The organism is Neptunomonas antarctica, assembly GCF_001305295.1.
Classification (GTDB): Bacteria; Pseudomonadota; Gammaproteobacteria; order Pseudomonadales; family Balneatricaceae; genus Neptunomonas; species Neptunomonas antarctica.
The window spans coordinates 1-23,155 of record NZ_LJSI01000023.1 but is presented as its reverse complement, the minus strand read 5'-3'; the positions used below and the strand labels follow the sequence as shown (position 1 = coordinate 23,155).

At 50.5% G+C, this 23,155-nt stretch carries 34 protein-coding genes and 1 other RNA gene; 2 read left to right on the top strand and 33 right to left on the bottom strand.

What is annotated here, in order from left to right; genetic code table 11:
- Nucleotides 1–19 precede the first annotated feature (19 nt).
- From Nant_RS04160 to Nant_RS04015, 32 genes are all read right to left on the bottom strand, one after another.
- On the bottom strand, nucleotides 20–418 hold the full coding sequence (locus Nant_RS04160) for a hypothetical protein (protein WP_054340389.1): 399 nt from the start codon (nucleotides 416–418) through the stop codon (nucleotides 20–22).
- Nucleotides 418–1,533 carry a phage protease gene (locus Nant_RS04155; RefSeq protein WP_054340388.1) on the bottom strand — a complete coding sequence of 372 codons (1,116 nt, stop codon included), beginning with the start codon at nucleotides 1,531–1,533 and terminating at the stop codon, nucleotides 418–420. The genes Nant_RS04160 and Nant_RS04155 overlap by 1 nt, the downstream gene beginning before the upstream one ends.
- A 46-nt stretch (nucleotides 1,534–1,579) precedes the next feature.
- Nucleotides 1,580–3,178 (bottom strand): SH3 domain-containing protein, encoded by a 1,599-nt coding sequence (locus Nant_RS04150; RefSeq protein ID WP_054340387.1) that lies wholly within the window; start codon nucleotides 3,176–3,178, stop codon nucleotides 1,580–1,582.
- A gap of 127 nt (nucleotides 3,179–3,305) precedes the next feature.
- Nucleotides 3,306–3,773 carry a phage virion morphogenesis protein gene (locus Nant_RS04145; RefSeq protein ID WP_054340386.1) on the bottom strand — a complete coding sequence of 156 codons (468 nt, stop codon included), beginning with the start codon at nucleotides 3,771–3,773 and terminating at the stop codon, nucleotides 3,306–3,308.
- On the bottom strand, nucleotides 3,773–4,891 hold the full coding sequence (locus tag Nant_RS04140) for a PBECR2 nuclease fold domain-containing protein (protein ID WP_179078937.1): 1,119 nt from the start codon (nucleotides 4,889–4,891) through the stop codon (nucleotides 3,773–3,775). Before Nant_RS04140 ends, Nant_RS04145 begins: the two co-directional genes overlap by 1 nt.
- A gap of 128 nt (nucleotides 4,892–5,019) precedes the next feature.
- Complete coding sequence (locus tag Nant_RS04135; protein ID WP_082400070.1) at nucleotides 5,020–6,624, bottom strand: DUF935 domain-containing protein; 1,605 nt, start codon at nucleotides 6,622–6,624, stop codon at nucleotides 5,020–5,022.
- The gene (locus tag Nant_RS04130) at nucleotides 6,621–8,201 is read right to left on the bottom strand and encodes a terminase family protein (RefSeq protein WP_054340384.1); all 1,581 of its coding nucleotides are present in this window, start codon (nucleotides 8,199–8,201) and stop codon (nucleotides 6,621–6,623) included. The genes Nant_RS04135 and Nant_RS04130 overlap by 4 nt, the downstream gene beginning before the upstream one ends.
- Nucleotides 8,201–8,785 carry a DUF3486 family protein gene (locus Nant_RS04125; RefSeq protein WP_054340383.1) on the bottom strand — a complete coding sequence of 195 codons (585 nt, stop codon included), beginning with the start codon at nucleotides 8,783–8,785 and terminating at the stop codon, nucleotides 8,201–8,203. Before Nant_RS04125 ends, Nant_RS04130 begins: the two co-directional genes overlap by 1 nt.
- Nucleotide 8,786: 1 nt before the next feature.
- Complete coding sequence (locus tag Nant_RS04120) at nucleotides 8,787–9,071, bottom strand: winged helix-turn-helix domain-containing protein (RefSeq protein ID WP_054340382.1); 285 nt, start codon at nucleotides 9,069–9,071, stop codon at nucleotides 8,787–8,789.
- Nucleotides 9,071–9,370, bottom strand: coding sequence for a DUF2730 family protein (locus tag Nant_RS04115; RefSeq protein WP_054340381.1), 300 nt, complete (start codon nucleotides 9,368–9,370; stop codon nucleotides 9,071–9,073). The genes Nant_RS04120 and Nant_RS04115 overlap by 1 nt, the downstream gene beginning before the upstream one ends.
- Nucleotides 9,354–9,575 (bottom strand): TraR/DksA C4-type zinc finger protein, encoded by a 222-nt coding sequence (locus tag Nant_RS20960; RefSeq protein WP_076496053.1) that lies wholly within the window; start codon nucleotides 9,573–9,575, stop codon nucleotides 9,354–9,356. The genes Nant_RS04115 and Nant_RS20960 overlap by 17 nt, the downstream gene beginning before the upstream one ends.
- Nucleotides 9,517–10,110, bottom strand: a complete 594-nt coding sequence (locus tag Nant_RS04110) for a hypothetical protein (protein ID WP_054340380.1) — start codon at nucleotides 10,108–10,110, stop codon at nucleotides 9,517–9,519. Before Nant_RS04110 ends, Nant_RS20960 begins: the two co-directional genes overlap by 59 nt.
- Nucleotides 10,107–10,751 (bottom strand): transglycosylase SLT domain-containing protein, encoded by a 645-nt coding sequence (locus Nant_RS04105; protein ID WP_054340379.1) that lies wholly within the window; start codon nucleotides 10,749–10,751, stop codon nucleotides 10,107–10,109. The genes Nant_RS04110 and Nant_RS04105 overlap by 4 nt, the downstream gene beginning before the upstream one ends.
- A gap of 1 nt (nucleotide 10,752) precedes the next feature.
- Nucleotides 10,753–11,037 (bottom strand): putative holin, encoded by a 285-nt coding sequence (locus Nant_RS04100; protein ID WP_054340378.1) that lies wholly within the window; start codon nucleotides 11,035–11,037, stop codon nucleotides 10,753–10,755.
- Between the two features lie 119 nt (nucleotides 11,038–11,156).
- A complete protein-coding gene (locus Nant_RS04095; RefSeq protein ID WP_054340377.1) occupies nucleotides 11,157–11,600 on the bottom strand; it encodes a Mor transcription activator family protein in 444 nt (147 codons plus the stop codon).
- Nucleotides 11,601–11,701: 101 nt separating this feature from the next.
- Entirely contained in the window at nucleotides 11,702–12,157 is a 456-nt protein-coding gene (locus Nant_RS04090) for a hypothetical protein (RefSeq protein WP_054340376.1), read from the bottom strand.
- Nucleotides 12,158–12,269: 112 nt separating this feature from the next.
- Nucleotides 12,270–12,695, bottom strand: a complete 426-nt coding sequence (locus Nant_RS04085) for a gp16 family protein (RefSeq protein WP_054340375.1) — start codon at nucleotides 12,693–12,695, stop codon at nucleotides 12,270–12,272.
- A gap of 129 nt (nucleotides 12,696–12,824) precedes the next feature.
- Nucleotides 12,825–13,253 (bottom strand): hypothetical protein, encoded by a 429-nt coding sequence (locus Nant_RS04080; protein WP_054340374.1) that lies wholly within the window; start codon nucleotides 13,251–13,253, stop codon nucleotides 12,825–12,827.
- Nucleotides 13,243–13,551 (bottom strand): hypothetical protein, encoded by a 309-nt coding sequence (locus Nant_RS04075; protein ID WP_054340373.1) that lies wholly within the window; start codon nucleotides 13,549–13,551, stop codon nucleotides 13,243–13,245. The genes Nant_RS04080 and Nant_RS04075 overlap by 11 nt, the downstream gene beginning before the upstream one ends.
- Before the next feature lie 61 nt (nucleotides 13,552–13,612).
- Nucleotides 13,613–13,903 carry an HU family DNA-binding protein gene (locus Nant_RS04070; protein WP_054340372.1) on the bottom strand — a complete coding sequence of 97 codons (291 nt, stop codon included), beginning with the start codon at nucleotides 13,901–13,903 and terminating at the stop codon, nucleotides 13,613–13,615.
- A 17-nt stretch (nucleotides 13,904–13,920) separates the two neighbouring features.
- An RNA gene (locus tag Nant_RS20955) (hammerhead ribozyme type II) lies at nucleotides 13,921–13,994 on the bottom strand.
- 16 nt (nucleotides 13,995–14,010) lie between these two features.
- Nucleotides 14,011–14,247, bottom strand: coding sequence for a hypothetical protein (locus Nant_RS04065; protein WP_162224921.1), 237 nt, complete (start codon nucleotides 14,245–14,247; stop codon nucleotides 14,011–14,013).
- Between the two features lie 172 nt (nucleotides 14,248–14,419).
- Nucleotides 14,420–14,671, bottom strand: coding sequence for an HU family DNA-binding protein (locus tag Nant_RS04060; protein WP_054340370.1), 252 nt, complete (start codon nucleotides 14,669–14,671; stop codon nucleotides 14,420–14,422).
- Nucleotides 14,672–14,679: 8 nt separating this feature from the next.
- Nucleotides 14,680–15,324, bottom strand: a complete 645-nt coding sequence (locus Nant_RS04055) for a DUF3164 family protein (RefSeq protein WP_238377065.1) — start codon at nucleotides 15,322–15,324, stop codon at nucleotides 14,680–14,682.
- Nucleotides 15,321–15,611, bottom strand: coding sequence for a hypothetical protein (locus tag Nant_RS04050; RefSeq protein WP_054340369.1), 291 nt, complete (start codon nucleotides 15,609–15,611; stop codon nucleotides 15,321–15,323). Before Nant_RS04050 ends, Nant_RS04055 begins: the two co-directional genes overlap by 4 nt.
- Nucleotides 15,611–15,883 carry a hypothetical protein gene (locus tag Nant_RS04045; protein ID WP_054340368.1) on the bottom strand — a complete coding sequence of 91 codons (273 nt, stop codon included), beginning with the start codon at nucleotides 15,881–15,883 and terminating at the stop codon, nucleotides 15,611–15,613. The genes Nant_RS04050 and Nant_RS04045 overlap by 1 nt, the downstream gene beginning before the upstream one ends.
- Nucleotides 15,880–16,239, bottom strand: coding sequence for a hypothetical protein (locus Nant_RS04040; RefSeq protein ID WP_054340367.1), 360 nt, complete (start codon nucleotides 16,237–16,239; stop codon nucleotides 15,880–15,882). The genes Nant_RS04045 and Nant_RS04040 overlap by 4 nt, the downstream gene beginning before the upstream one ends.
- Entirely contained in the window at nucleotides 16,236–16,886 is a 651-nt protein-coding gene (locus tag Nant_RS04035) for a hypothetical protein (RefSeq protein WP_054340366.1), read from the bottom strand. The genes Nant_RS04040 and Nant_RS04035 overlap by 4 nt, the downstream gene beginning before the upstream one ends.
- Nucleotides 16,887–16,893: 7 nt before the next feature.
- On the bottom strand, nucleotides 16,894–17,628 hold the full coding sequence (locus Nant_RS04030) for an AAA family ATPase (RefSeq protein ID WP_054340365.1): 735 nt from the start codon (nucleotides 17,626–17,628) through the stop codon (nucleotides 16,894–16,896).
- A 70-nt stretch (nucleotides 17,629–17,698) separates the two neighbouring features.
- Nucleotides 17,699–19,726 (bottom strand): Mu transposase C-terminal domain-containing protein, encoded by a 2,028-nt coding sequence (locus Nant_RS04025; protein ID WP_054340364.1) that lies wholly within the window; start codon nucleotides 19,724–19,726, stop codon nucleotides 17,699–17,701.
- On the bottom strand, nucleotides 19,723–20,202 hold the full coding sequence (locus Nant_RS04020) for a MerR family transcriptional regulator (protein ID WP_054340363.1): 480 nt from the start codon (nucleotides 20,200–20,202) through the stop codon (nucleotides 19,723–19,725). The genes Nant_RS04025 and Nant_RS04020 overlap by 4 nt, the downstream gene beginning before the upstream one ends.
- A 112-nt stretch (nucleotides 20,203–20,314) precedes the next feature.
- The gene (locus tag Nant_RS04015) at nucleotides 20,315–20,602 is read right to left on the bottom strand and encodes a helix-turn-helix domain-containing protein (protein WP_054340362.1); all 288 of its coding nucleotides are present in this window, start codon (nucleotides 20,600–20,602) and stop codon (nucleotides 20,315–20,317) included.
- A 188-nt stretch (nucleotides 20,603–20,790) separates the two neighbouring features.
- On the opposite strand from Nant_RS04015, the gene Nant_RS04010 reads away from it, so the two are divergent.
- Together Nant_RS04010 and Nant_RS04005 are read left to right on the top strand one after the other, a co-directional pair.
- A complete protein-coding gene (locus Nant_RS04010) occupies nucleotides 20,791–21,462 on the top strand; it encodes a S24 family peptidase (protein ID WP_054340361.1) in 672 nt (223 codons plus the stop codon).
- A 13-nt stretch (nucleotides 21,463–21,475) separates the two neighbouring features.
- The gene (locus Nant_RS04005) at nucleotides 21,476–21,904 is read left to right on the top strand and encodes a hypothetical protein (protein ID WP_054340360.1); all 429 of its coding nucleotides are present in this window, start codon (nucleotides 21,476–21,478) and stop codon (nucleotides 21,902–21,904) included.
- Between the two features lie 300 nt (nucleotides 21,905–22,204).
- Here Nant_RS04005 and fabI read toward each other — a convergent pair whose 3' ends face one another.
- Nucleotides 22,205–22,981 carry an enoyl-ACP reductase FabI gene (gene fabI, locus Nant_RS04000; RefSeq protein WP_143773555.1) on the bottom strand — a complete coding sequence of 259 codons (777 nt, stop codon included), beginning with the start codon at nucleotides 22,979–22,981 and terminating at the stop codon, nucleotides 22,205–22,207.
- Between the last annotated feature and the right edge of the window lie 174 nt (nucleotides 22,982–23,155).

Genomic DNA, 23,155 nt, shown 5'->3' with positions numbered 1-23,155 from the left:
ATCAGCGGTTAGCTATCAATTAGCTGATAAAGACCCACACGCCGCCGCCAGACGCCACATCATCGATACGCCCGACAGCAGAGCTGCCAGTACTCACCGCCGTCACTGTTTGGTCGTCTGCGATATAGGCCGTAGAGCCAATGTGCGATCGATCGATATCACCCGCATTCGCCAAAAAGTGCGAACCCATGCGAGTGACAACGTTGCCCGCACCATCCCCACCGGCAACGTTATTGCTGGCGTGTTCTGCTACCCCACGAATACGTAAGCCGGTAGCGACCGTGGCCGGTTGTGCAAAGCTGGTAGCGTTGAGCACAATCAAGGCACCGGAATGAATCACGACACCGGCAGCTACCGGGTCAACATGCGAACCCTGAGCTCGGCGCTGGGTGTTACGGTTAGTTGTGAGAGCTGACATTACGCATCACCTTTTTTTGTTTTAAAGAAGTCTGCTTCAGAGATGCCGGTGGCCAGGCACACCTTTTTCTCATCAGCACTGAGGGTGGCCAGTGGATCAACGTTGTCGGCATCTGGCTTTGTGCCATCGGTCTGCATCGCGGCTAATGCGGCAATGGGCTTGGATTTGTCCAGAAACGCCTGCAGCGCCGCCATATCTTGCTTACCCAGATCACGCGCCCAGGCTTCCATCGCCGGAACAATGCGGCCTTCTTGCTTGGCTTTATCAATCGTTTGATCGAGTTTGGAGGCGTTACCTTCAGCCGATAAAACAGCGATCTGCGCATGTAGCTGGTGCATCACGTCAACCGGTACATACTTGGCAGGGTCGACTGTGCCGCCGTTATCATTGGCTTTAAGTGCCGCAACTTGCGTGGCCAGCGACTCGACCGTAGCGGCTTTAGTGATCTGCGCGCTAAGTGCGGCCAATGCAGCGGCTTGATCAGGCTCTTTGCCGTCTTCTACTGTGATGCCAAGCTGAGCCAGCATCTTTTTTAAAAGTTCATTCATGGAATGCTCCGTTGGATGGGTTGTAGTCAGTGTTGTGTTAAGAGAAAGCGCTGCCAGCGCCTCAACGGCTTGCAGGCCATCAATGCCAGGGCGATTAACCAACGCAGCCGAATGCAGCCGCAAGGGGCGGCCGGTGATAGCGTCATAAGGGAAAACAGCAGAGAGGTATTTGTATTCGCCGTTTTTAATAAAGTCGGTAGCGCGGGGCGTCCACTGCGGTTTGATCCATAAACCGGAGCCTTCGCGCCATTCCATTGTTTTAAACCAACCGGCAGCGGGTGCCGGCAGGCCGTTATCTTCCGCTTTTAGGGTTTGGTGTTCGTAATCGATAACGACCTCGTTTAAGCGATCGTTCGCCAGCGCGATAAGGTCGGCGGCAATATCTGCATCGATAAACCAGTGATGACCCGGCACATCAAACGGGCGACCATCCACGGCACGAAAGAGGCCAGCGGGTAGCAGCTGCTGCCAGCCGTTATCGTCTACGTTTAGATCGAGCGAAAGCACCGCCACCGGCTCGGGTGTGGTACTTAATACGGCAAGAGGGAAAGGGCTTGATGTCTTCATGCCGCCAGATTAGGAGATCTGGCGGCAAGGGATTAGAGGAAGGGGTTCAGTGGGTTATACTATAAAACTCGTCAACAATAGCTTGGCCTGGCGGTAGTTTTGGGAAGGTTGTATATGACCTATATACCCAACCCTCTAAAAACTCACCTTCAATGCTTACCTCAACTTTAAGCCATGAGCGATTATCAGAGCTTACTATTCTTACAAAGGCTCCTTGCGGTATTAGAGCAAGCGATTGATACTTTTTGCCGTTACCGCTCCTCAAATGTAACGAAGAGTCAATAACTATTCGATAATCTCGGATGGATTGTTTTTCTGGGGTCGGTAGGTTTCTAAGTACTTTATTGATACTCCTCTTTATTTCAGACTGTCCTTTCTTCAGCTCTCCTAATTGCATTTTTATATCAGCCAAATCATTCTGATTAGAGTTCTGTATGTTTATTACTTCCTCAATTTTATGCTCAACTATAGAAAAGTGTTCCATAAGTTCAGCGTGTGATATTGCGGCAAGCTGGTAATTTAGCCAAAACCAAAATAGGTTAGCTAAAAGGCTCTGTATTGCCGGTGACAGTCTCGAAAAATCTCGACCAGATGCGCTTTGTTCAGCAACTTCATGTTCGGCCTCTTCGAATGATGCAGTGCGCTCGCTGTACGCGCGGGCCTCTGCTATAAGGCTGTGCAAGTTATCAGGTAAATTTTGAAAACCTGCAACTTGATCCATCAAATCATTGAGCTTTAAAAAATCTCTTTGCTGAGTAAAAGCTATATTTTGGATGCTTGTACTAGCGAATAATTCGGAATAATTTGGGGTATTTATTTTAGCGAGTAATTCGGAATAATTTGGGGTGTTTATTTTAGCGAATAATTCGGAATAATTTGGGGTTTTTATTTTAGCGAATAATTCGGAATAATTTGGGGTTTTTATTTTAGCGAATAATTCGGAATAATTTGGGGTTTTTATTTTAGCGAATAATTCGGAATAATTTGGGGTTTTTATTTTAGCGAATAATTCGGAATAATTTGGGGTTTTTATTTTAGCGAATAATTCGGAATAATTTGGGGTTTTTATTTTAGCGAATAATTCGGAATAATTTGGGGTTTTTATTTTAGCGAATAATTCGGAATAATTTGGGGTTTTTATTTTAGCGAATAATTCGGAATAATTTGGGGTTTTTATTTTAGCGAATAATTCGGAATAATTTGGGGTTTTTATTTTAGCGAATAATTCGGAATAATTTGGGGTTTTTATTTTAGCGAATAATTCGGAATAATTTGGGGTGTTTATTTTAGCGAATAATTCGGAATAATTTGGGGTTTTTATTTTAGCGAATAATTCGGAATAATTAATTTTACTAAGTTCTGCCTGCTGCAGGCGCTGAATGTTATCATTGAACATAGCAGCTTGTTCAGCCGCCACTCGGGCGTTATCTGAATAATTTTTGTGAATTAAACTTTCTTTCAGACTAATCGCTTTCATCGCATCTAAAGCTGTATTAGCTTTCAAGACATTATCTATTATATGAGAATCTAAATTAGTTGGTGGACTAATAGTTTTAGGCAAACTATCACTAACTAATTGTGAGTTGTCTTTCTTTGAATTAATAATATCCATCGAATCATCTGGCTTACTATCCTTGTTGCTCATTAAATATTCACGCTCTACGATTAATTGGTAAAGCCAAGATTAACAGCGTTAGACCCGCGTTAGAAATCCTTTTCAGACTAAATACGTATCATCAGCCGCCTTTGCCCATATCACGCCTTAAAACAGCCTACAGGCCGCCTGTTAAAAACTGATTCAGGATGTCGACGATCTCGTTTTCATCTTCTGCGCTTAGCCCTAAGAATGGCCTGGCGGGTATCTTGCGCTTGTCTGCGCCGAACTGATGGGTAGCCGCATAAGCCTCTGAGCCGAGGCCGGTACTGACGCCGGCTTCGTTATTACTCCAAAACGGGAAAATAGTATCGCGCAGATGCAGGCTTTGGCCGTGCAGGATCTGGTCGACCGGCACGCCTTTTCGCCGCTTTGCGCCTTGCGAGGACTCGGCGAGCGGTGCCCAGGGGTTGCCGTCGGGATCTTGCTCGTTGTCAAAATGGTCGCGGGTGCGTTCGTGCAGAAACTCGGCGATTTCCATCATTGCCGGCTGGGCGTCACGCGCGCTAGCGGCGAGCCGCCGCAGCCGGTCGGTAATGGGCTGGCTGTCGATGTTGACACGAATACTGAGCTCTGAACCGGCCATTACTGCTCTCCTTCCGCGCGCCGATAGATGAGCACGCCCTGACGTAATTTATCGGCCTGTGCAGCGTCGACGATAATGCTGGCCGACCAGGTGCCGGCGCTGGTTTCAAAGACGCTGTAAGAAGGCTTTTTTTCACCGGCTATCTTGAAATTATTTATATAGCGACGCGTGAGTTTATATTTACCAGGGCGCGCCAGATCGGGTAACAATAGGCTCCAGATCTCATCAGGGCGGATTAAGGCTCTGGCGAGTAACGTCGTATAGCGTTTGTCTTTGATCGCCGTTGATAGTGCCGCTGTACCGTTGGCATTATTAAACAGCCCCGCGTTTATCAACACAGCGTCGTTCTTTATATCTTTAAAAAGAGCGGTGCCGGCTGCGCCAAATTCGCCGACGAACGCCTTTATATAGTCACTATCGGGCAGATCGGCACGCATCAGACGTGCGTTAGGCACGACAGCGGGTGCGGGTAGTGACGGCTTAGCCGCCGGACCCAGGGGGATTTGTGCTGACGCGCTGGTTGCAGAACTGGCCAAAGAGCTGGCCGGTTTCAGCGTTCTATGGCGCAGCCAGCTTTCACCAGGGCGATATTCAAAGCCGGGATCGATACCTAAGGGGATCTGCCTAACTTCGCCGGTGCGCTTGTCTACGTACTCTTTAAACTCATCGGCCGGCGCTTGCTCGGGCGCGGTTTTGCCGTTGCGCTGCATCGATCTCTCGGAGTGCGGAAACGCTTTGCACTTGCAGCCGTAGCCGTTCGAGGGGCTATGCACTGACCACCACGCATCGCTGGCGAGTAATAACAAGCCATCCCAGGCTTTATGCTCAGGCCGGAAGTTCTCGGCACCTGAGTGACGATACTCGCGATAAGGAAACTGCTCCTGGAATGCCGGATCGGCCATTTGCGCTTCACGCCCAGCATTGTAGGCCTGGCGAATATTGGTCTCGTAAATCAGGCGGCTGCGCCAGTTACGGCTGCCGTGATAATCCCAACCTTCACTTTTAACGATAGAATCGAAGCGCTTGCGAAAGTCGTGCAGCGTCTCTCCGCCTGAGATCGCGCCCTGCACGGCATTAGCAAAGCCCTCCACGATCGATTTTTTAGTAGCGCCAGCCACCATAAAGGCGTGATCGTGCTGTTGGCCGTAGACGTCTTGCCAACCGTTGGTGGGCAAAGGCAGCTTCTGGTTAAAGTAGTCGATCGCCTCGTTAAATGGCCGACTGCCGTAGTCCGCAAAATCTGGCATCAGTTAGCATCCTGCAGCAGCTCGTAACGCCCGGCTAAACTAGCTGCCGACAATGCCTGGTTCATGGCATCGGCCAAGGCATCGGGCGGCATATCTAATGCTAACAAGCCATCGCGGATCTCTTCTAACGAGCGGGCGTTATCTACCAGGCTTTTAATCTGCTCTATCATCTCGCTGCTGGCCTTGTTGGCCATGCCCTGCAGCTGGCTGACGTAAGCCTCCACCACATCGGTGGTTTCTTGTGCTTTGAGTGCTGCTAGCTTGGCTTTTGGATTGGCGGCCTTTTTGTCCTTTTCTTTTTCAAGCTCAGATTCAAGAGCAGGAGCAGGAGCAGGAACAGCGCAAGCCAGCGCCAGTATCGGATCACCATCTTCGGCTTGCGGGATCATCAACTTTTCGTGTGCCCAGGCTTGCGGGATACGCATGCCCAGGGAGACTAACCCCGGCAAGCGCTCGCTGTAGGTGGCGATATCTTCCGGCTCTGATACATCAAAGACAAACTTTGGATGGCGGCGTGGGTCACCGGCCGCACGGCCATTGAGCATCCATAATGGATAGACGATATCCCGCGTGAGGGTGCTGGCGATCTGGCGAAGATCTGAATCGCGCAGCTCCTGGCGTACTTCGTTATGCACATTACCCAGCGCGTTAGTGCTGGATTTGCCATCGGCCTGGCTGGTGAGCGTACCGCCCAGGATGGCTTTCGATTGAGTGCGCTCACACCAGCTCATCATGGCTTCATACGGAGAGCTGGCCCCTTTGGCCGCTTCTTGGAATTCGATCTCCATACCTTTAGGAATAATGCCACCGGCGTTATGACCAATGCTCATCACCGCCTGCAGTAGCGTGCTTTTCTCTTTATCGCTGGCACCGGAAGGATATTTACCCAGGCGCAGCGGCAAGCCGTAGATCTCTAAAAACTCGGCCAGGTCGCGCACGCTATAGTTTTTAAACAGGAACGGCCAGGCTAAAACACGGGTTAAACCGTTGCGCCCAGGGTAGCCGGATTTAGAGCGGTGTATGTGTTTGATCCAGCCAAACGCCTGCAGCGGCGCACCTTCGGGGCTGTTGTCGCGCAGGCGTATTTCGTTTCGATTATTTGGATTGAGCTGGAACCAGTTTTGCGGCCGATAGTGGGCTCGGTTGATCAGCCAATCATCGCCCCAGCGCTGCCAGTCCAGCTCTATATTACTAAAACCTTTAAGAATGCCATCGGCCATATCGGTGATGACATCCTCAAAGTCTGGGATTTCATCCAGTAATTCCTGCACCATTGATGCGTCTTTCTTTTCAGACTCAGATGCATTGCGGCAGGGTTCGACGCTACCGCGAATCGTCAGCAGCGTGAGCTTACGCTTTTGCAGCTCGCTGAAAATATGGCCGTCTTTCTCTTCGAGATCTTCGCCTAAATCGGACTGAGCAATAATATTGCCTTGCTCGGCTTCGCGCATGATGCTGCCTAAGCGAGCTGGCGTTAAGCCGCTGCTGGGGTGCTCGGCAAAATGCTTTTGCAGATGGCTGAGTTTTGATTCGTCGGTCTGCATTTCATTTTCGCTGGGCCACGGGATCGCCTTGCCGCTAATGTCGATTAATCTGCTGCTCACCAGGCACCTCCTTTATAACTATTATCTGAATCATCATCGCTGTCGGGGTCACTACCGCCATGCCGATCGGGTAGTGGCGTAAATTCAATCGGTGCGCCTTCCATATAGCTGGCACGAACTACCATGGCGTAAGCAACGGCACTGTCACCGTGGCGCTGCTTGCCATCTTCGCCGGTACCGGAGCCTTTTTCGATTTGCGGTATGCCGCGATTAACCACGATTTTGCGCAGGTCACTAACGACATCGAGGCTTTTCGGGATCTCGATATCGTTGTCTTCAAATTTCGCCTTCAGCTTAGGCATCCACTCGCGGTACCAGGGCTGATTGAGCATCACTTGCTCTATCATCTCTGTGCCGTATTTATCGGCGGCTTTCTCGGCCAACGAGCCCCCGTTACCGGTCGCATCAAAGGCCGCACCGGTAAACCTCGGCAGGTTATCGATCACATAGAACATAATTTGTTCTTGCTGTGAATAGGGCACATTGCGCAGCTCTAAGTGAAACGGCACACGGATGCGGGTATCGGCTTGGATGGCCCCGATCGCAAAGATAGAGAGATCGCCTTTACGTGCAAAATCCTCGCCGAATACGTGGTTATGCTCGGGGTTTAGCTGTGCCAACACCGGCGCTACCTGATCCTCTAGCCACTGACTGACGTCGGCTTCACGCTGTACCACTGGCCACTTTTCGAAATCTTTAGGGGACTCGAATGCAATAATCTGATTGTGCGGATGCATGGCGCGCTCAATCAAACCACGGCTGATATAAGCCCCGCCGCCTTGTTTGGGTACGCAGTAATACTCTTCCAGCGCGTCATCTTCGGTAGCCGTATCGCGCAATAAGTCCGCCTTCCACTGGTCTTCGGATGCTTGCGACCATATTTTGCGGGTTATTTGGCATATACGCTGATACAGCCCTTCGTTACAGGCATCGTCTAACGTGATGGTATGCACGCTGTAACGCTTACGCCCGGCGCGGCTGTCGGTAATAATGGTATTAAAGAGATTGTCCACACCGTTGTGGGTGCTGATGAGACGAACACGGCTGCCCCACATGGTGAGTGCCAGTGCAGCTTTTAACACTTCGGCGAGACGATCATGAAAGGCCGACTCATCAATGGTGACGTTACCCTGCATACCCCGTAGGTTGGCAGGGTTGGAGCTGAGCGCCTGCACTTTAAAGCCGGATGCAAAATAGACCACAAAGGTGAGGATCTCTTTGCCGTCTTTACCATCGTCTATAAAGATCTCTTCGCGGATCTCGCCAGCGGCCTTATCAAATGCCTTGGCCCACATGGCAGCCGCTTCGATAAACTCCCGCGCCATCTCTTTATTACTACCCACATAAAAGTGGTTACAACCGCCTTCGCTTTTCGCGGTGGCGGCGCACAAAGTAGCATCGGCCGCTTCGGCCCAGGTTAACCCAGTACGGCGGGATTTTTCAGCAATCTTGAGCGGCGACTCATCCGCGATCCAGCGCTTTTGATAACCAAGCAAGACTTCGGTGGACTCGAATTGTTGGAGGTCTTCGAAGTTGCTGGCAGCAATCGCGCCTAGCGGTTGATCGAGGATAGTCATCACACAATCCCCAAAATCTGCGCCTTAATCGCTTTAACTCCTTCGCGAGTCAAACCTTGAGAGGTGGCCACCTCGTCCACCATTTTTGCGGCTTCGGCGGCAAAGGCGGTGCGAATCTCTTTCTCGCGCTTATGGCTGGCCATCGCGGCTTGCTCGACTCGCTGAATAGCCAAGGCTAATTGGCTTAGGGCTTTAGGCTCGACCGGGTCGCCGGATTCACTCATGGCCATACCGGTTTCAAACGCCATGGTGCGCACGACTTCTTGCAGCAGTTTGCCGACTTCTGATGTGGGCTGGTCGCCGAGTTTGGCCGTCCACACCTCAGCTACTTCGCGGGCCTGGCGAATCTTTGCACCCACTTCTTCCATACGTGAGGCGTAGCGGTTGAGGCCGGAGCGAGACAGCTTGGCGGTTTTCGATAAGCCCGCTTCTTCAATCTGCACATTAACCAGGTCCAGAATCTCTTGCTGCTGTAAGCGCCCATCACGCAGCATGGCGTTGAGTTCACGTTTTATATCTTCGGGCAACAGGTCAATTTTAGAGCGACGGCCTCGGGTTCTTTTATCAGCGCTGTTATGTGTCATATCAGCGTGCCCGTGGCTTTTTAACGCCCGGCACGGCGGCACGACCTTCACTGGCATCTTGTCCACGTGCGGTAAGCGTGCCGACATAACAACCGGCTACATCATCAATACGCACCAGCCCTTGCTCTTCTAACCACTTCATGTGGGTACGCACCGTATCGCGGCTGATCCGGTGGCCGTAGGCATCAAGGCACGACTGTATAACCGACTCATTGGCATTACCGCCAAAGTCTAATAACCCGCGCAGAATTACCAGGCGCTGGTCTTCATCCAACATTTGACGCATCACGAGCGCTCCTTCAGTTCGTTTTCTAACAACAGATCAGCCAAGCGCCGCACTTGTGGCAGCTCAGAATTTAAGGCGAGAATGGCTCCCCTTAATTCGCTAATCTCCAGCTGCAAGCGGTGCAGCTCTCGCTCGCTGGGTAGATCATCCAAGCGCTGATCTAGGCGCTTTATCTCGCTGTGTAAGGTGTCGACCGATTCTCGCTTAGCGTAGGTTTTGGCCAATAACGCCATAATCACCATGGCGATGGTGGTGATAGTGGCCCACAACGGTGCCCAGTATTTAGCGATGAGTTCCATGCTGATCCTCTATCTCCTGACAGCTAATACAGTGCTGCACGCCGGGCAATGCATCACGACGGGCCTGGGCAATACTTAACCCGCAATCAACACAATGGGTGGCCGATTCGCCTTTAGGCAGGCGTTTACAAATAGAGGCGACACGGTCATCGGTCGCGGCCTGTATGTTCTGGGTGGCTAGCTCCAGTTGGTCTTCGTGATTCATACACTGTCTCTTCATATTCGATCAGTTGGATTAACTGCGCTTCAAGCGATTGGCAGCGCTGGCCGTAGTTAACAACATGGCGCAGGATGTCTTGCTGGTTAACATCGCTAACGGTGGTGTCTTGCTTTTGTTGAGGGGCTGATGATGCAGGGGTAACGGCGGTGCTGGCCGCTCGATCAGCGCCGGTGGCATGATCAGAGGGGGGCAAATCTGCACCGATGGCGCGGTTGTACAGCCCGACAAAACCACGAGTGATAGGGCAATCAGGGCGCGATACATGGGCAATCCTCTTTTCTAGTTCGCTGGCGGCTTTTGCCAGTGCGGATTTTTCCTGGCGCAGTGTTGCCACACTGTTATTGGCAGTGGCTAGCTGCTGTTCGTAGTAGGTGCGTAGGGTCTGCTCTACGGCGGCCATGGCTTTGGATTGCTGGGCCTCGTGGGCCTCATTCGCAGCGCGCAGGCCATAAAAATAACCGCCGACAGAGCAGAAAAACACGATAAAAAGTGAACTGAATAACTGATTTTTAAGCGTCATAATGTACCTCCACACTGTATCCCCTGGCCCCATCCCGCCTGCTGATAACGAGGCATTAGCATAAGAAGGATGCGGCGTGGATAGCCACGGTTCTCTAAGAACGAATCGTTCTTTCGTCCGGCGTTGTACTTTTCGACGTTATCCCACCACAGCCAGCGGCTATCACCGGCCGCGTTAGCGGCTTTTTTATCACGCAGCACCCAGCCTAAACCGCCGTTATAGGCGCTTAATGTCATAGCCCAGCGGTCACAGTGGGTATCGGCACGTAAGCGGGAATACAGCCAAAAATCATAGCGGGCGAGCGCACGCAGCGCCCAGGTGGGGTTGGTCGGTTGAGGGTTGCTCAGTTGGCTATCGATTACCGGAATCCAACGGGCAGTGGCCGGCATAAATTGGGCAAGTCCTGTTGCCCCGACGGCACTCACGGCGCTCTTATCCCAGGCGCTCTCTTGGTGAACTTGTGCCGCCATCACGGCAATAGGGGCATCAATGCCCCATATCAACCGAGCCTGGCGGGTTAAATCGTTACGGTAGCGGTTGGACTCATGCGGAATACCGGCGGCTAATGCAGCCGAACAGCTAGCCATCAGCAGTATCCAAAACAGCATAAGAGCGGCCACAACTACCGCGAATGGCTTCATGTTATGCACCCAACGCAATGGCAATGATAATCGCGGACATCAAAATAACCCGCCTAATGGTGGCGCAGTCTCCTGCGACATCCTTGCTGCTCATCAATTGATGTGGCCGTGCATACGGAAATACCGCACGGTCGATCCAATATCCCAGCACGGCTGCCAGCGATACCAAACTGATTTTATACAGCGTAACGGTGAGCTGATACGGGGCTAGATACGCCACCGCTAACGTCAGCGCTACGGTGATCAAGAGCCAAAAAAACAAACGCGGCAACCGGATTTCAAACATACTGATATTCCTTATAAAACTGTTAAAAAATCACAGATCAATAGTGGTGATGTCAGCAGTGTATAAAGGGAGGCGCTAGGGGATTAGAGGAAGAGGTTCAGTGGCTAGTGGTAAATGGATCAGTGAAATAGATCAGGCGTGGTCGGTGAAGAGTCAGGCGGCGTTTCTTTTACTATTTTCCAGATCCAGCGGTCGGTGAGTTTGTTAGCGAGCGCTAGTTCAGCGACGACCTTAATCGCTGTTTTGCCGGTGCGCACGGCACCCGCAAACTGATCACAAATGGATAAATCACGCAGGCGGCGTAAAGCAACGTCACAACGGGGAATATACAAGGGCTCACCGGCGCAGTGGTGTGCCAGCTTTTGCGCATCATCATCGCCAATCTGTTTAGCTAACACCGCCAACGACGCACGCCCAATGATGTTATCACCCCGAGGTAGTGGCAGCGTCGTGCCGCCAAAACGTTCGACCAGACGCAACGTAGCAGGCATGCCAATGACTGCCGCGACTTCGTGTATCGAGTCGGGCAGCAGGCTCTGCAGTTGTGCGATTTGAGTGGTCATAAGAACAGCCTCAAGGGTGATGCTGTTCAGTGTAAGGGGGCGGTGCGTTAGAAAAAAATGTTATTTGTTAGCGGGGTTTTTGGCACTACGGGATTAATATTTTACAAACGCCCCGGCTCCGCTCCTATATCAACGACTTTTTGCTCAGTGGGGTCAAAATCACATGAATAAATATAGTTCTGCCACGCACCAAAACCGTTTTGAAGTTGCAAGCTATCGCCAAAATATCGGACTAGGCCCTCCTCTTGATTAGCCCAGGTGTGACGCGACAATACTATCCTGGAGCGTGAATCTGACCAGCGGTAATCATATTTAGCAAACAATTCTATATTTTTCATACAGAGCAGCGTGGCCATGACCGATTCTTTATCAGCCCAGCAGCTTATATCTGAGCGACACTGATCCGCTTCTTTTTGTGCGACCAGCTCACGTTCTTTTTGAAAATCGGCATAGTAGTCCTGAACAGTTATAATACTTATAACAACCAGGAATGTGATGACTAAAATTGCAACAATGGCTGCGATTATTTTAAATAATGCAGTGATAGGGCTTTTCATATCTCTGATCCTTGAGATCAAAACGTTAATGACAGTATCCGTTTATAGTATGCCGTTTACTTTTCTAAAATTCGATAGGGATTTGCTGTGCTGATTAGAGCACAGCCGGTAATTACGAACGCTTAGCGGCTTTTTCTAACGCGCCGACTAAGCGCCAGAGTTGATCTTTATCCAGCCAGTCTACTTTGGCTACGCTAAACATTCGCTGGGCCATAGCGTGCGCATAGTTCCAGTGCAGCTTACTGTCTGCTAATAGCGCTTCTACTTTTCCCATGAGCGCCGCTTTGTCTTTAGCAGGGTTAGGCCGCTTGCCAAATTTACGCGTAGCGGGTTTATAACCGAGCTTTTTAAGGTGCTCCATCACCCGGTACAGCTCGCTAATGTGCATGTCGGCGCAGCTGCTATGTTTGGTCACTTGTTGGAGCATAGCGCGATAGGTTTCGTCATCCAGCCCTAGCTCTTTTTTGGCGATGTGGATGCGTGCTGTTATGGCTTTACGGTTATCTTTGGTGGGTAGGGTGTCGCGTTTATCAGTCATTAAAAAGACTCCTTTTAGGAATTTTTCCTATGGTTATCTGCGAGAACGTTGGTTAAGTTGATTGCTTGATCCCGAAGCAACAACCGGCTGCACACGGATCGTGCCCGGTGGGGTAAAAAGCCCGCGCCTTTAAGGCGCGGCAACTTCCTCCCGCTCAATCAACGTTAACCCTTCCAGCTTTTTATACTGACGCACCAGTGATTTAGCCGTGGTGAAATCGGGCCTGTAGTAGATTGTCACTTTATCCATATATCCAAAGGTTGATTTAGCTAATCGCTTACCCAAGCTCTTAATCATTTTTGCTTTCCTTTGAGGTGAGAACTGTGCCTTCTTACGGATGCGCCATACGTCTTTAATCACGGGCAAAAAGTCTTTATGGTCGGGTATATGCCACGGGCCTTTAATATAGCCATCCACGTAAACCATCAGCTCATGCTTGGCTTCGCCAGTTCTTACTCTAGCTACATTCAACACATGCTCGCCATACTGAAATTTAACCGATGCAAACATGCCGGTTAAGTCGTTTTCTATCTTGTCCCATTGCTCTTTAGTGATCATTTGTTGGCTCCGCTTGTGCGTGACTTGTCACGCTGTATAGTTCTTGTAGGCGTGACGGGTCACGCTGAGATAATAAATAAGCGCCGTGTATCAGAAGCGTGATGACTTCTTCAACTTCTTCGAAATTGCCCTCTTTGCGCAGATACTCCAGCGCCTCACCCGTGCCGCGATACATCTCGAATTTAAGGTCGATGGTATGCGCCCCAACCGCCGCCTTATGTGCGATATCACGTGCACGTTTACGGCGCTGTCTATTGCGAGCTAATTTCTTTTGGTAGGGCGTGAGTTCTTTTTTCATAGAATGGTCTCTAAACAGCAGTGGTCGCGCTGGGCGACCACTGGTAATCGTTTTCGTGTGGTTAGTTGAGGGCGTCTTTCAACGCTTTGGCCGGTGTAAACTTGGCGGTTGTGGCTGCTGCAATATCCAAAGGCGCGCCCGTTTGAGGGTTACGGCCCGTGCGGGCTGCACGATGGCCGGTGCTGAATTTTCCTAAGCCTATTAGAGTTACCTCATCACCTGCTACTAACGCTGTTTTTGTCACTGAGGTAAGACTATTTAACAGCGCTTCAACATCCGCTTTGTTGACGACGCGGTCGTGCTCAATTTTCATTTTGCTGGTTACTGCTTCAATCAATTCAGACTTATTCATGGTATTTCCTTTGGTTTTAGTGGCTGCTCATCAGTACCCAGTTGCCACGCTGGATAGACGCCCGTCCCGTTAAGGTGTGGGCGTTTCGCGGGGTTATATCGTGGTATCTACCAGGGGTGACGTAATCCATCCAGGCTCATGCGTCCGGACATGGCGCTGGCTATCATTTCATCACTGTCTTTTGTGGAGTTACGCCGGGCCTCCATGCGCGGTGATTTAATCCCGATCTGGCTCCTTACCCGCGTGATCATCGACGGTGATATGCCCAGCGCTTTCGCCATACTGTCGCTGGTCATGTTTTCGTTATGGGCACGGATGAATCGCGCTACGGCATCTCGATCCACTATCTTTTGCTTTGCCATGCTGTGCTCCTATTGGTCGGGTCGTGTTTGAATGTAGCCGAGCGCCCACATGAGGGCGTCATGTACGCCGTCTTCGTAGGCTCCATCTTCATGGTCGGTAGTTCCACCGGCACGGTGCTGCTCTGCCCACGCGATAACGTCGGCCACTTCGCTCTCACTTACCTGAATTTGCGGGCTCATTGAGATACTCCTTAACGTCTTGGGTTTGACGAAAAACGATGCCGTTAACGCCGTCTTTCTGGATCTTTTCAAACTTTCCACAATCCAGGTGCAACTCATCGCCACGCTTGCAGGCTTCTACGATCATGTTCTGCATAGCCTCTACGGCAGCCGTGGCTTGCCCTTGGGTTAGGCGAGCTTTACCTGCCACGTAATTGATGGCTGCTTGTTTGACATAAATGGCCATAAAGTCTCCTAGAGCGATGCCAGATCTAACGAGATCGGCTCGAATTGATCGGAATCCCCTCTGCGTTCATAGAGGCGCAGGTAGGTTTTACTGCCCGCAACCTGGATGCTGTCGGCGATCGCTTCCATGGCGTTTTGCCATTGTTTGTCGTCAATTTTGATACGGCGCAGAGCGAGTACGCGGCCGGTGCTGATTTTGCCTTCGCGGTCCACTTGAAAGGCTTGTTCTACCAGGGCGCGAATCTCGACTCCGGCTCCTTGTGCCCAGCGATGGATGCATTGGTCGATTAGCTCTTTGGCGGCGATCAGGCGTTCGTCAAAGACGATGTATTCACTGATGGCGCGCTGAATTTTGAAGCGTCCGTCAAAGGTGGTAAGGGTGACGTTGCCTTTTTTTCCACCGATACGGATGTCGTAACGTTCTGCTGACAGCTCAACCAGTGCCGCGATGTCGCCCATGGAATCCACTTTAAATTGCAGCATGGCGCGTTGCAGTTCTTTGGCTTTGGTCACCAGATCCTGCACCATGTCGTTGCGTTCTATGTCGATGGGATCGATGGTTTCAACCGGGACCAAGCGGCCCAGATTGTCTTTCAGGTAACCCACAGGAATGCTGAGTTGCTGACTCATTGTTTGGTTATGCTGCTGGTTCATAGTGCTTGCCTCTTTATTAGTGCATCGGGGGTGTAGAGCAGTTGGCTTATGTTCAGATTTTCAAGCGGCACGATGCGGCGGCTGCTGGTTTGAATGGCGTTAGTGAGCATGGCGCGGGTCGTTTGGCCATTATCAAAGCGCTCTAAATTGGCGTTAACGATAGCCTCTGGCACGCGGCCTGCCTCTTCTAAAAATGGGGTGCGGGTTTTTAGGTCTTTAGCCATAAAAACCGTCAACCCTTTGCGGATGTTGCTGCGCGTCAGGTCAATGATGTAGTACTCAATCATCAGTGGTTCTCCTCGGTCCAGCGAACTTCGCAGCCGTTAACAATGGCGGCCATTTCACATTCACGGCCTCCGGTTTTACGGGGGCGGATGGCTTTCCAGCACACCTGCATGGCGGTGTTACGTGGGGCATGCTGCAAGTTGATACGTGGCATGCAGCCTTCGATGCTGATGTGGGTTACGGTCATGCCTGCTTTAACCAGGTTGGCTACCGCCGTTTGGGTTTCCTGCAGCTTGCTGAGGATGTGGGCGTTTTGTTTGTTGAGTGTGCTCATGCGGTTTCTCCACATTGGTGATTGTTGGGGCAGGTTTGGCAGGCGCGATACAGCGCTACCCGCTGTGGGTTGCTGGGCGTGAATTTTGCATTGCGGTGTTTTTGGCACTCTTCTGCCTTTATGCCACCCATCACGGGGCATTGAATCTTTGCAAACAGTTCAAGAGTCCTCGCCTCAATATTGGTCGTTCCACCGTCATACTTATTGCTTAATACTCGGCTTATAGCGGTACGTCCGTACCCCATACGCTCTGCCACAACCGTTATAGAACCGGCGGTTTCAACGGCTCTGACCAGTAGCCGTATAAACTCGGGAGGCTGCTCGCCCCATCCGCTGATATCGGTTTTCATGCTCATGACAATTCCTCGGGGTCTTCTGCCCACATCACTTTGTTGAGGTTGGGGTCGTAGACGGTTTTCACACGTTGAATTTGGGGTGGCCGTGGGCCGGTATTCATCTGAGGACTGAGGCGAAACCGCTCCATCCTGTGCGGTGTGCTGGGCAATGTGGTGATGAGATAACCCGCCTTGCGCAGCAATGAGATATAGGTTTTGGCATAACTTGGCGCGACATCAATACCGGAAGCGGCGGCATGTGAAACCAGCCTGGTCACATCCATTTCGCCCAGCATGCGCAGTGTGCGCCACATGCATTCGGCGCCCTGCCCTTGCTTAACCGGCTCGCCTTTGCGGGTCAGACGCGGTGCTTCGATACCGGTATCTTTTAGCAGCCGATAAACACGGCGCTCATATCGCACGCCGCTGACATGCTCTACAAATCCGCCCGCAGTGAGGCATTGCAGGTAAGTACGCAACGCATCGTCATCAACGTTCGCAGCACGCGCTATTGGGTAGGTCTCAAACGTGGCGTCGCTGGTTTTACGAAGCTCTTCCCAGATCCGTTGACGGGCATTTTTTCCGCCTATCAGTTCCATCTGCAGGGGTTTGCGATGGCCTGTGCGTTTCAATTCCGTTGTGTGTTGCTGTTCTGCTTGCATCATCATCCCCCTCTCAAATACGACGTTTAGGCGCTTCGCCTGTGTACAGTTCGCGCTTTCCCCAGGCGGCGAGGTCAACCACTAACCAGCCGGTGGCGTTGGCTTCTTCCTGAATCATTTCCATGTTGACCGCAACACGACGCACGCTACCGGCTGACAGCTTCACAACGTGGTGCAACAGGTCGTCTGCTATCTCAACAAACGGTGCATAGAGGGGGGTTAGCTTTTTGGCATCCTCTAACGTGACAGGCTGAGCGGGTACCCACGCCAGTATTCGGCCATGAAAGCGTTCATATTTTTTGAGTTTGTTTGGCAACTGCTCCTCACCTATCAACAGGATCGCCGCTTGGCTGGCTTCGTAGAGATCACGGATGAGTTCAACGGCTTTCTTGTCAACCAGATGATCCATCTCGTCAATGATCAGCGGACGGCCGGATTTGGCGAGTTCTTCGGCGGCTTGATCCAGCATCTCAGGGATAGTCAACAGGGGGCGAATACCCATTTCGTCTAGGATCGCTTTGAGCGTGGCTTTTTTTGTCCAAACGCTTTTTGCCTGGACATAGTAAGCACGGCGGCGATTCGCAACATGCGTGGCCGCTACGGACTTGCCAAAACCGGATGGGCCATACATACACACCATGCCTGGCAGGTTGGTGGTGCGTGAGATGGCGCGCTCTAAGGCCACGTCACACAGACTCAAGTTCACAATGTCGGCTATGCCGTTGACCATGGGTTTAACTACATTCATACTTTTACTGCTCCTTTCTCTAGCGTTTTAGTGAGCATCGGGGCGGCGTTGCTGCGCTTAGCCCCGACCCTCAGAATTCTGCGTATCGTTGTGTTAACGATTTGTATTCTTTCGAGCGCGGGTAGGTTGTTACCCAGCGCTGATGCTCTTCGGGTACGTCTGTGCCGCGCTCATAGGCTTGGTAGGTTTGTAAGCGCTCGTCGGGCGTCATTTGTTCTGGCATCCGTGGTCCATTCACCTCTACTTCGATGATGTCTGCTGGCTGCTTGGCTTTGAGGCGCGTCTGTATGTCGTGGACGTTGCCTATGCCGGGTATGAATGTTGGCGTGTTTTGATCGATTGATCCGTATCCTCGGCGCTCGGCTTCAATTTCATCAATCTTCACTTCTACGCGTTTGATACGCGCATCGGCGCGTTTTTCACGGGCCTGCATGACGTAGCTCATCGGCATGTAGTGGGCGTTGTTGGCGTTCCACTCGGCTTTGCAGATCAGGCGGCCATCCTGGTCATAAACCCAGATGAATTGCGCATCGCGAAAGTCAAAAGCGATTTGCACGCTGTCGCCGTGAAACTCTTCGAGGTCGCGGCTGAAGTAGCGGTTGTTGAGTAGGCGAATTTCGCCGCGCAGCACTTTGCGGGTCATCCGAGGGCGAAATACGTCGGTGGCCTGGTCCTGAGTCAGCAAGTGGGCTATCCAGCCGTTGCTCTCATGAGAGATCCAGGACTCGTTGGGTGTCATGGTGCGGCGCTTGCCTGCGCTATCCGTGATTTTTGGCAGTGAGGAATGCGGCTTGTTGTTGTAGAAGTCCATGCGATCTTCACAAAATTCGATAAAATTATCCCAGCCCAGAAGATGGGTTTTACCGCTTTCTTTAAGCGCTTTGCGGCTGAGCTTGTGCTGCAGCTGCGCGGCTTGGCGGTCCATGTCTTTACCTATGTATCCGGCAATCGATTTAGCCCCGTCAATCCAGAGGGTCTGATGCACACGTTCAATCACACCACGCGCTTGTGAGTTGTACGGTAGCGAATGGCGTATATCGGTGCCCAGGCGTGCCAGCACACCCAGCGATTCGTCTTTTAAGAGGGCGTTGCAGTAACCGGAACCGTTATCGACATAAAGCATGGCGGGTACGGCCTGGGTGCAGCTATCGATGAGGGCATCGAGTACGGCAATACCGCTCTCGGCTAAATCAACCGAGTAGCCAACCGCACGGCGCGTAGCGATGTCGATAAAGGTCGTAATCTCAGGGCGAAACGGGCGACCGTGACGCGGGTGTGAGACTTCGGCATCAAAGGTGTGACCATCCGCTGTGTAGATGTCGGCCGGTACCAGGTCTTCAAAGGTGCGGCGTATAAAGGGCATTAGGTTTTTAATCTCACGCGGACCCATACGGCCTCGCTCACGGCTGACGTTACCCACTTTTTTAAGTAAGCGACGCACGGAGTGAATACTCGGAGTGTTGTTGGGCCACTGTTTTGCAAACGTGCGGTAGGCGTGTTCGACGGTGGGTTTTTCGGGGAGTTGGTAGCAGGCCATAAAGGTGATGGCCCAGTCGGGTATCACCAGCTCACGCTTGCCTTTCGGGGCGAGCGTTTTGGTGTTGGGCGACAGCCAGCGCTTTAGGGTGCGTGCGCTTGGGTAGGCGCTATCGCCCCGACCTCGTGGGTCTTTGGCCATGCGCAGGGCTTTATCTAACACGGGGCTACTGCCTTCTAACGCGCCCATGGCGGCTTGTGACAATAAGGTCGTCATTGCGGCTTCTTTAGTGATGCCCTGAGCATTCATGCTCTCGATCGTGCGCACAATCGTAGTGCGGGCGTCGGTCGCTTCGCGCTGACGGTGTGTTAGGCCGGTGTCGTTTGCTGTTACCACGACGTTGCTCGTTGTTACTGTGGGCAGTAGTTGCTCGATCGCTTGGGTTTCTAGCGCTTTGCGGGCATCAATGGATAGGTTACTTATGTGGTATTCGTAGCCCTTACCAAAAGCACGCTTTTGAGACTCCCAGCCTTCGCGCTCAGCAAGTTTATTTATGCCTCGTTCGGTACTTGGTAGTCCTTTGATGCTGGTAAGTTCTGTGGATGTAAACCAGTGTTTCATTCTGCCGCCTCCAGGTTGAGTTCTGGTTGCTGCTGTTTAGCTACGTTGCCTCGTTGGTGTGCGAGATCTTCTATTAAAAGGGTGATCGACTGAATGACGGTGTCTTGTTCTTCTTTTCCTTCCCAAAAATTAATCAGCTGCGCAATAACGGTATGGCTGAAAATGCTGAGTTCGTTGAGTTCTTTATGTTGGGATTTTCGGCCTGTCGGCATATTTATGACAAGTTTATTGGCACTGCAGGCTAAGTAGTATGTGACGTAGTCGCAGCGACAGGCGTGCTCGAATGGGCGGATTTTGATAGCAGGCATCCTTCCTGATTCAAGCCATTTATAGAGGGTGAAGTGGCTAGCCTCCCCCATCAGGTCTGCTATTTGATCGACGGACAGGTTGTGCGTGTCTTTTGCGAATCGGATACAGAGTTCCATCGCATGACGCATGCTGGTTCCGCGTTCTTTTTTCCAATTGATCTTGGCCATTGGGGTTATTACCTGAGTCGTTGTTCCAAACAAAAATCTGTTTTGCCTCTATGCGGCTTCGCTTCTCGTGATTAGGCTGTATCTAAGCAATCAGGAGAGACTTACAATGCATTTATGCGACATGAAGCTGTTTGTCAGCGATTTCAGTGATAGACTTGAAACCACGTTTATCTTGATAACGCGATGGCCATATTTCTTCAGGTCGCATATCAAGGAATTCCGCGATGATTCGCTCGGCTTTTGGGTAAGGCGCACGGAATACACTGTTAAGAGTTCGCGGGTTTTTGTACCCATGATGACGGGCCAGTCCGGCAAGACTGGCTCCCTTTTTACGGATAGCCGCCATGATGTCTTGATGGTGCATATCTTTTGTAATTGAGTGAGTTTTTGGCTTGCTCATTTTTTTGGCCTTGCGTTAGTGAGTTGTAATTAATCATAGTCATTCATATTTGTAATTAATTTAACTCATAAATGATAGGCATGTAAAGCATTTATGATAGTTCCTATTCTTATTTCTGATAGGCATCTGTCTTTTATGCTCTAAGTATTTGATGTTTCGATACTTTTAACTTGAATGGTGCATCAAAAATGAAAGACTCCCCAGTTCCTTTTAATACGAATGGAATCGGAACGCGCATTGAAGAGGCTGCCGCCAAGGTAGGTGGCAAACGTGGTCTCTCAAAAATGATTGATATATCTGAAGCCCAGCTGTATCGAATCATTGCAGAAGAAAGCAGCCCTAAGATCGAAACGCTGGTGGCTATTGCTAATGCGACAGGTGTTTCTGTGACCTGGCTAGCGATAGGTAGTAATGATTCTGATAGTGATAGTGCAGAGCATCTTCAAGAATATGACTTTGTACCGCTTTACGATGCCCAGTGCAGTGCAGGTAACGGTTCCTGGAATGAGAATGCTCAAGTCCTAACTAAGCTGGCCTTCACTAGCTACTCTTTAAGAAAGAAAGGGTTAGAGTCTAAAATGCTGTCAGCCATCCGTGTAGACGGCGACTCAATGGAAGGCGATCTATCTGACGGTGATGCTGTGATGGTTGATCACTCTAAGACAGATGTAAAAGGAGAGGGCATATACGTGATCCGCCTGGACGGCCATCTTTACGCCAAACGTCTGCAGCGCACGTTTGATGGAATAGATATCATAAGTACTAACAAGGCTTACAAGGCAATGTCGGTACCAAAGGATCGTATAGAAGAACTCGAAGTTATTGGTCAGGTCGTATGGGCTGCTAGTTGGTGTATATAAAGGAATCATGTAAATGGAATTAGGACCTGAAGATGCTAAGGCGCTGATTATAGGTTTAGTCGGTGGTGTTATTGTACTGGCTGGGCATGGGTACTATAAAAAATTTGAGAGATCGAACATTCTTTCTGATATCGAAATTCTCACATATGAGAAAGAGCATCTTGAGGGGATGAAGCGCTCTAGTGTTGAAATGAATCGCGTTTCTTTCAGAGCTATTTTTGCTTTGTTGATGATATTTTCGTTTGCTGAGGGGGTTCCGCATTTCGTTCGATTGGTCGAGTCTGCGGGATCTGCCTACTATTCTCTTGTAAGCCTTTTTGTTTGGGCGACTGCTGGAGGCATAAGCTATAAGTATTTCAAACGATTGAACGACCTTAAATCTATGAAGTCGGCACTCGAAAGGATTGATGGGAAGATTGAGAAGTTGAATAGCAAACTCTAAAGTGACAAAAAGCGCGCCAAATTATCAAGTCTTGCAGATGCGGCGCGCTAAAAGTGTTGAAGCCTAATTGCCCTATTATGTATCAGTATCGGCCCACACCCCGCGTATTCCGTGCCCACAGGTTACCGCTTAATTTCAGATACTCCCGCTTATACATGTGCCAATAAAGGTGCTAGATCACACTGATTTAGTAGTTTTTTACTCTGGCGCACAGCTTTCCGAGTAAGACAGAAAGCTGTTTAAACACAAAAAAGACCTCTAATGAGGCCTTTGCAGATAGTTTAATCAAACCCGTATTATTTATGCCATGATGTGATGGCCCGCATCAACAAAGAGCTGACTGCCTGTCTGGCTTGAAGCCCAGTCACTAATCAAAAATGCAGTTAAACGGCCCACATCCTGGGGACTACCCAAACGGTGTAACGGGGAACGAGTAACGGCATCAGTCATAAGTCCATCAAAATCAGTGATACCCGAGCCCGCACGCGTCGGCATAGGCCCTGGAGACACCGAATGCACACGAATCCCACTCCCGCCAAGCTCTGACGCCAAATAGCGCACCGAACTCTCTAAAGCGGCTTTTACTGGCCCCATCATCCCATAATGGTCGACTACTTTTTCCGATCCGTAGTAAGTCATCGTTATTAACGCTCCGCCGTTCTCCTTCATCAAAGGCTCTGCTAAACGGGCCGCTCGAATAAAGGAATGGCATGAGATATCCATCGCCATACTAAAGCCCTTATCTGAAGAGTCTACCAGTCGGCCATGCAATTCATCCAAAGGAGACCAGGCAATTGAATGAACCACGAAATCTATCGTCCCCCATTCTTTCTCTACTTCGGCAAAAACAGCTTCGAGCTCACCCGGTTTACTAACATCACACGGAAGAAACAGCTTAGCGGTTAATGTTTCAGCAAGAGGGGTAACGAAAGGCTTAGCTTTTTCATTCAGGTAGGTGACACAAAGCTCAGCACCCAATTCACGTAATACTTCTGCACACCCGTATGCTATTGAGTGTCGATTTGCGATACCTAATACAATACCGCGCTTACCTTCTAATGAAAAAGGAATGCTCATTATGAAACTCCTGAAAATTAATATGCTGCACTGCAATATAGAAGAACATACATGATATACAAGTCAAATATGTTACTTTCGTATTATAACCCAATGAATTATTTTGCAGCGCACCAAATTATGAATGCTAATTTCCAGACATAAAAAAACCCTGACCGTTACCGGTCAGGGTTA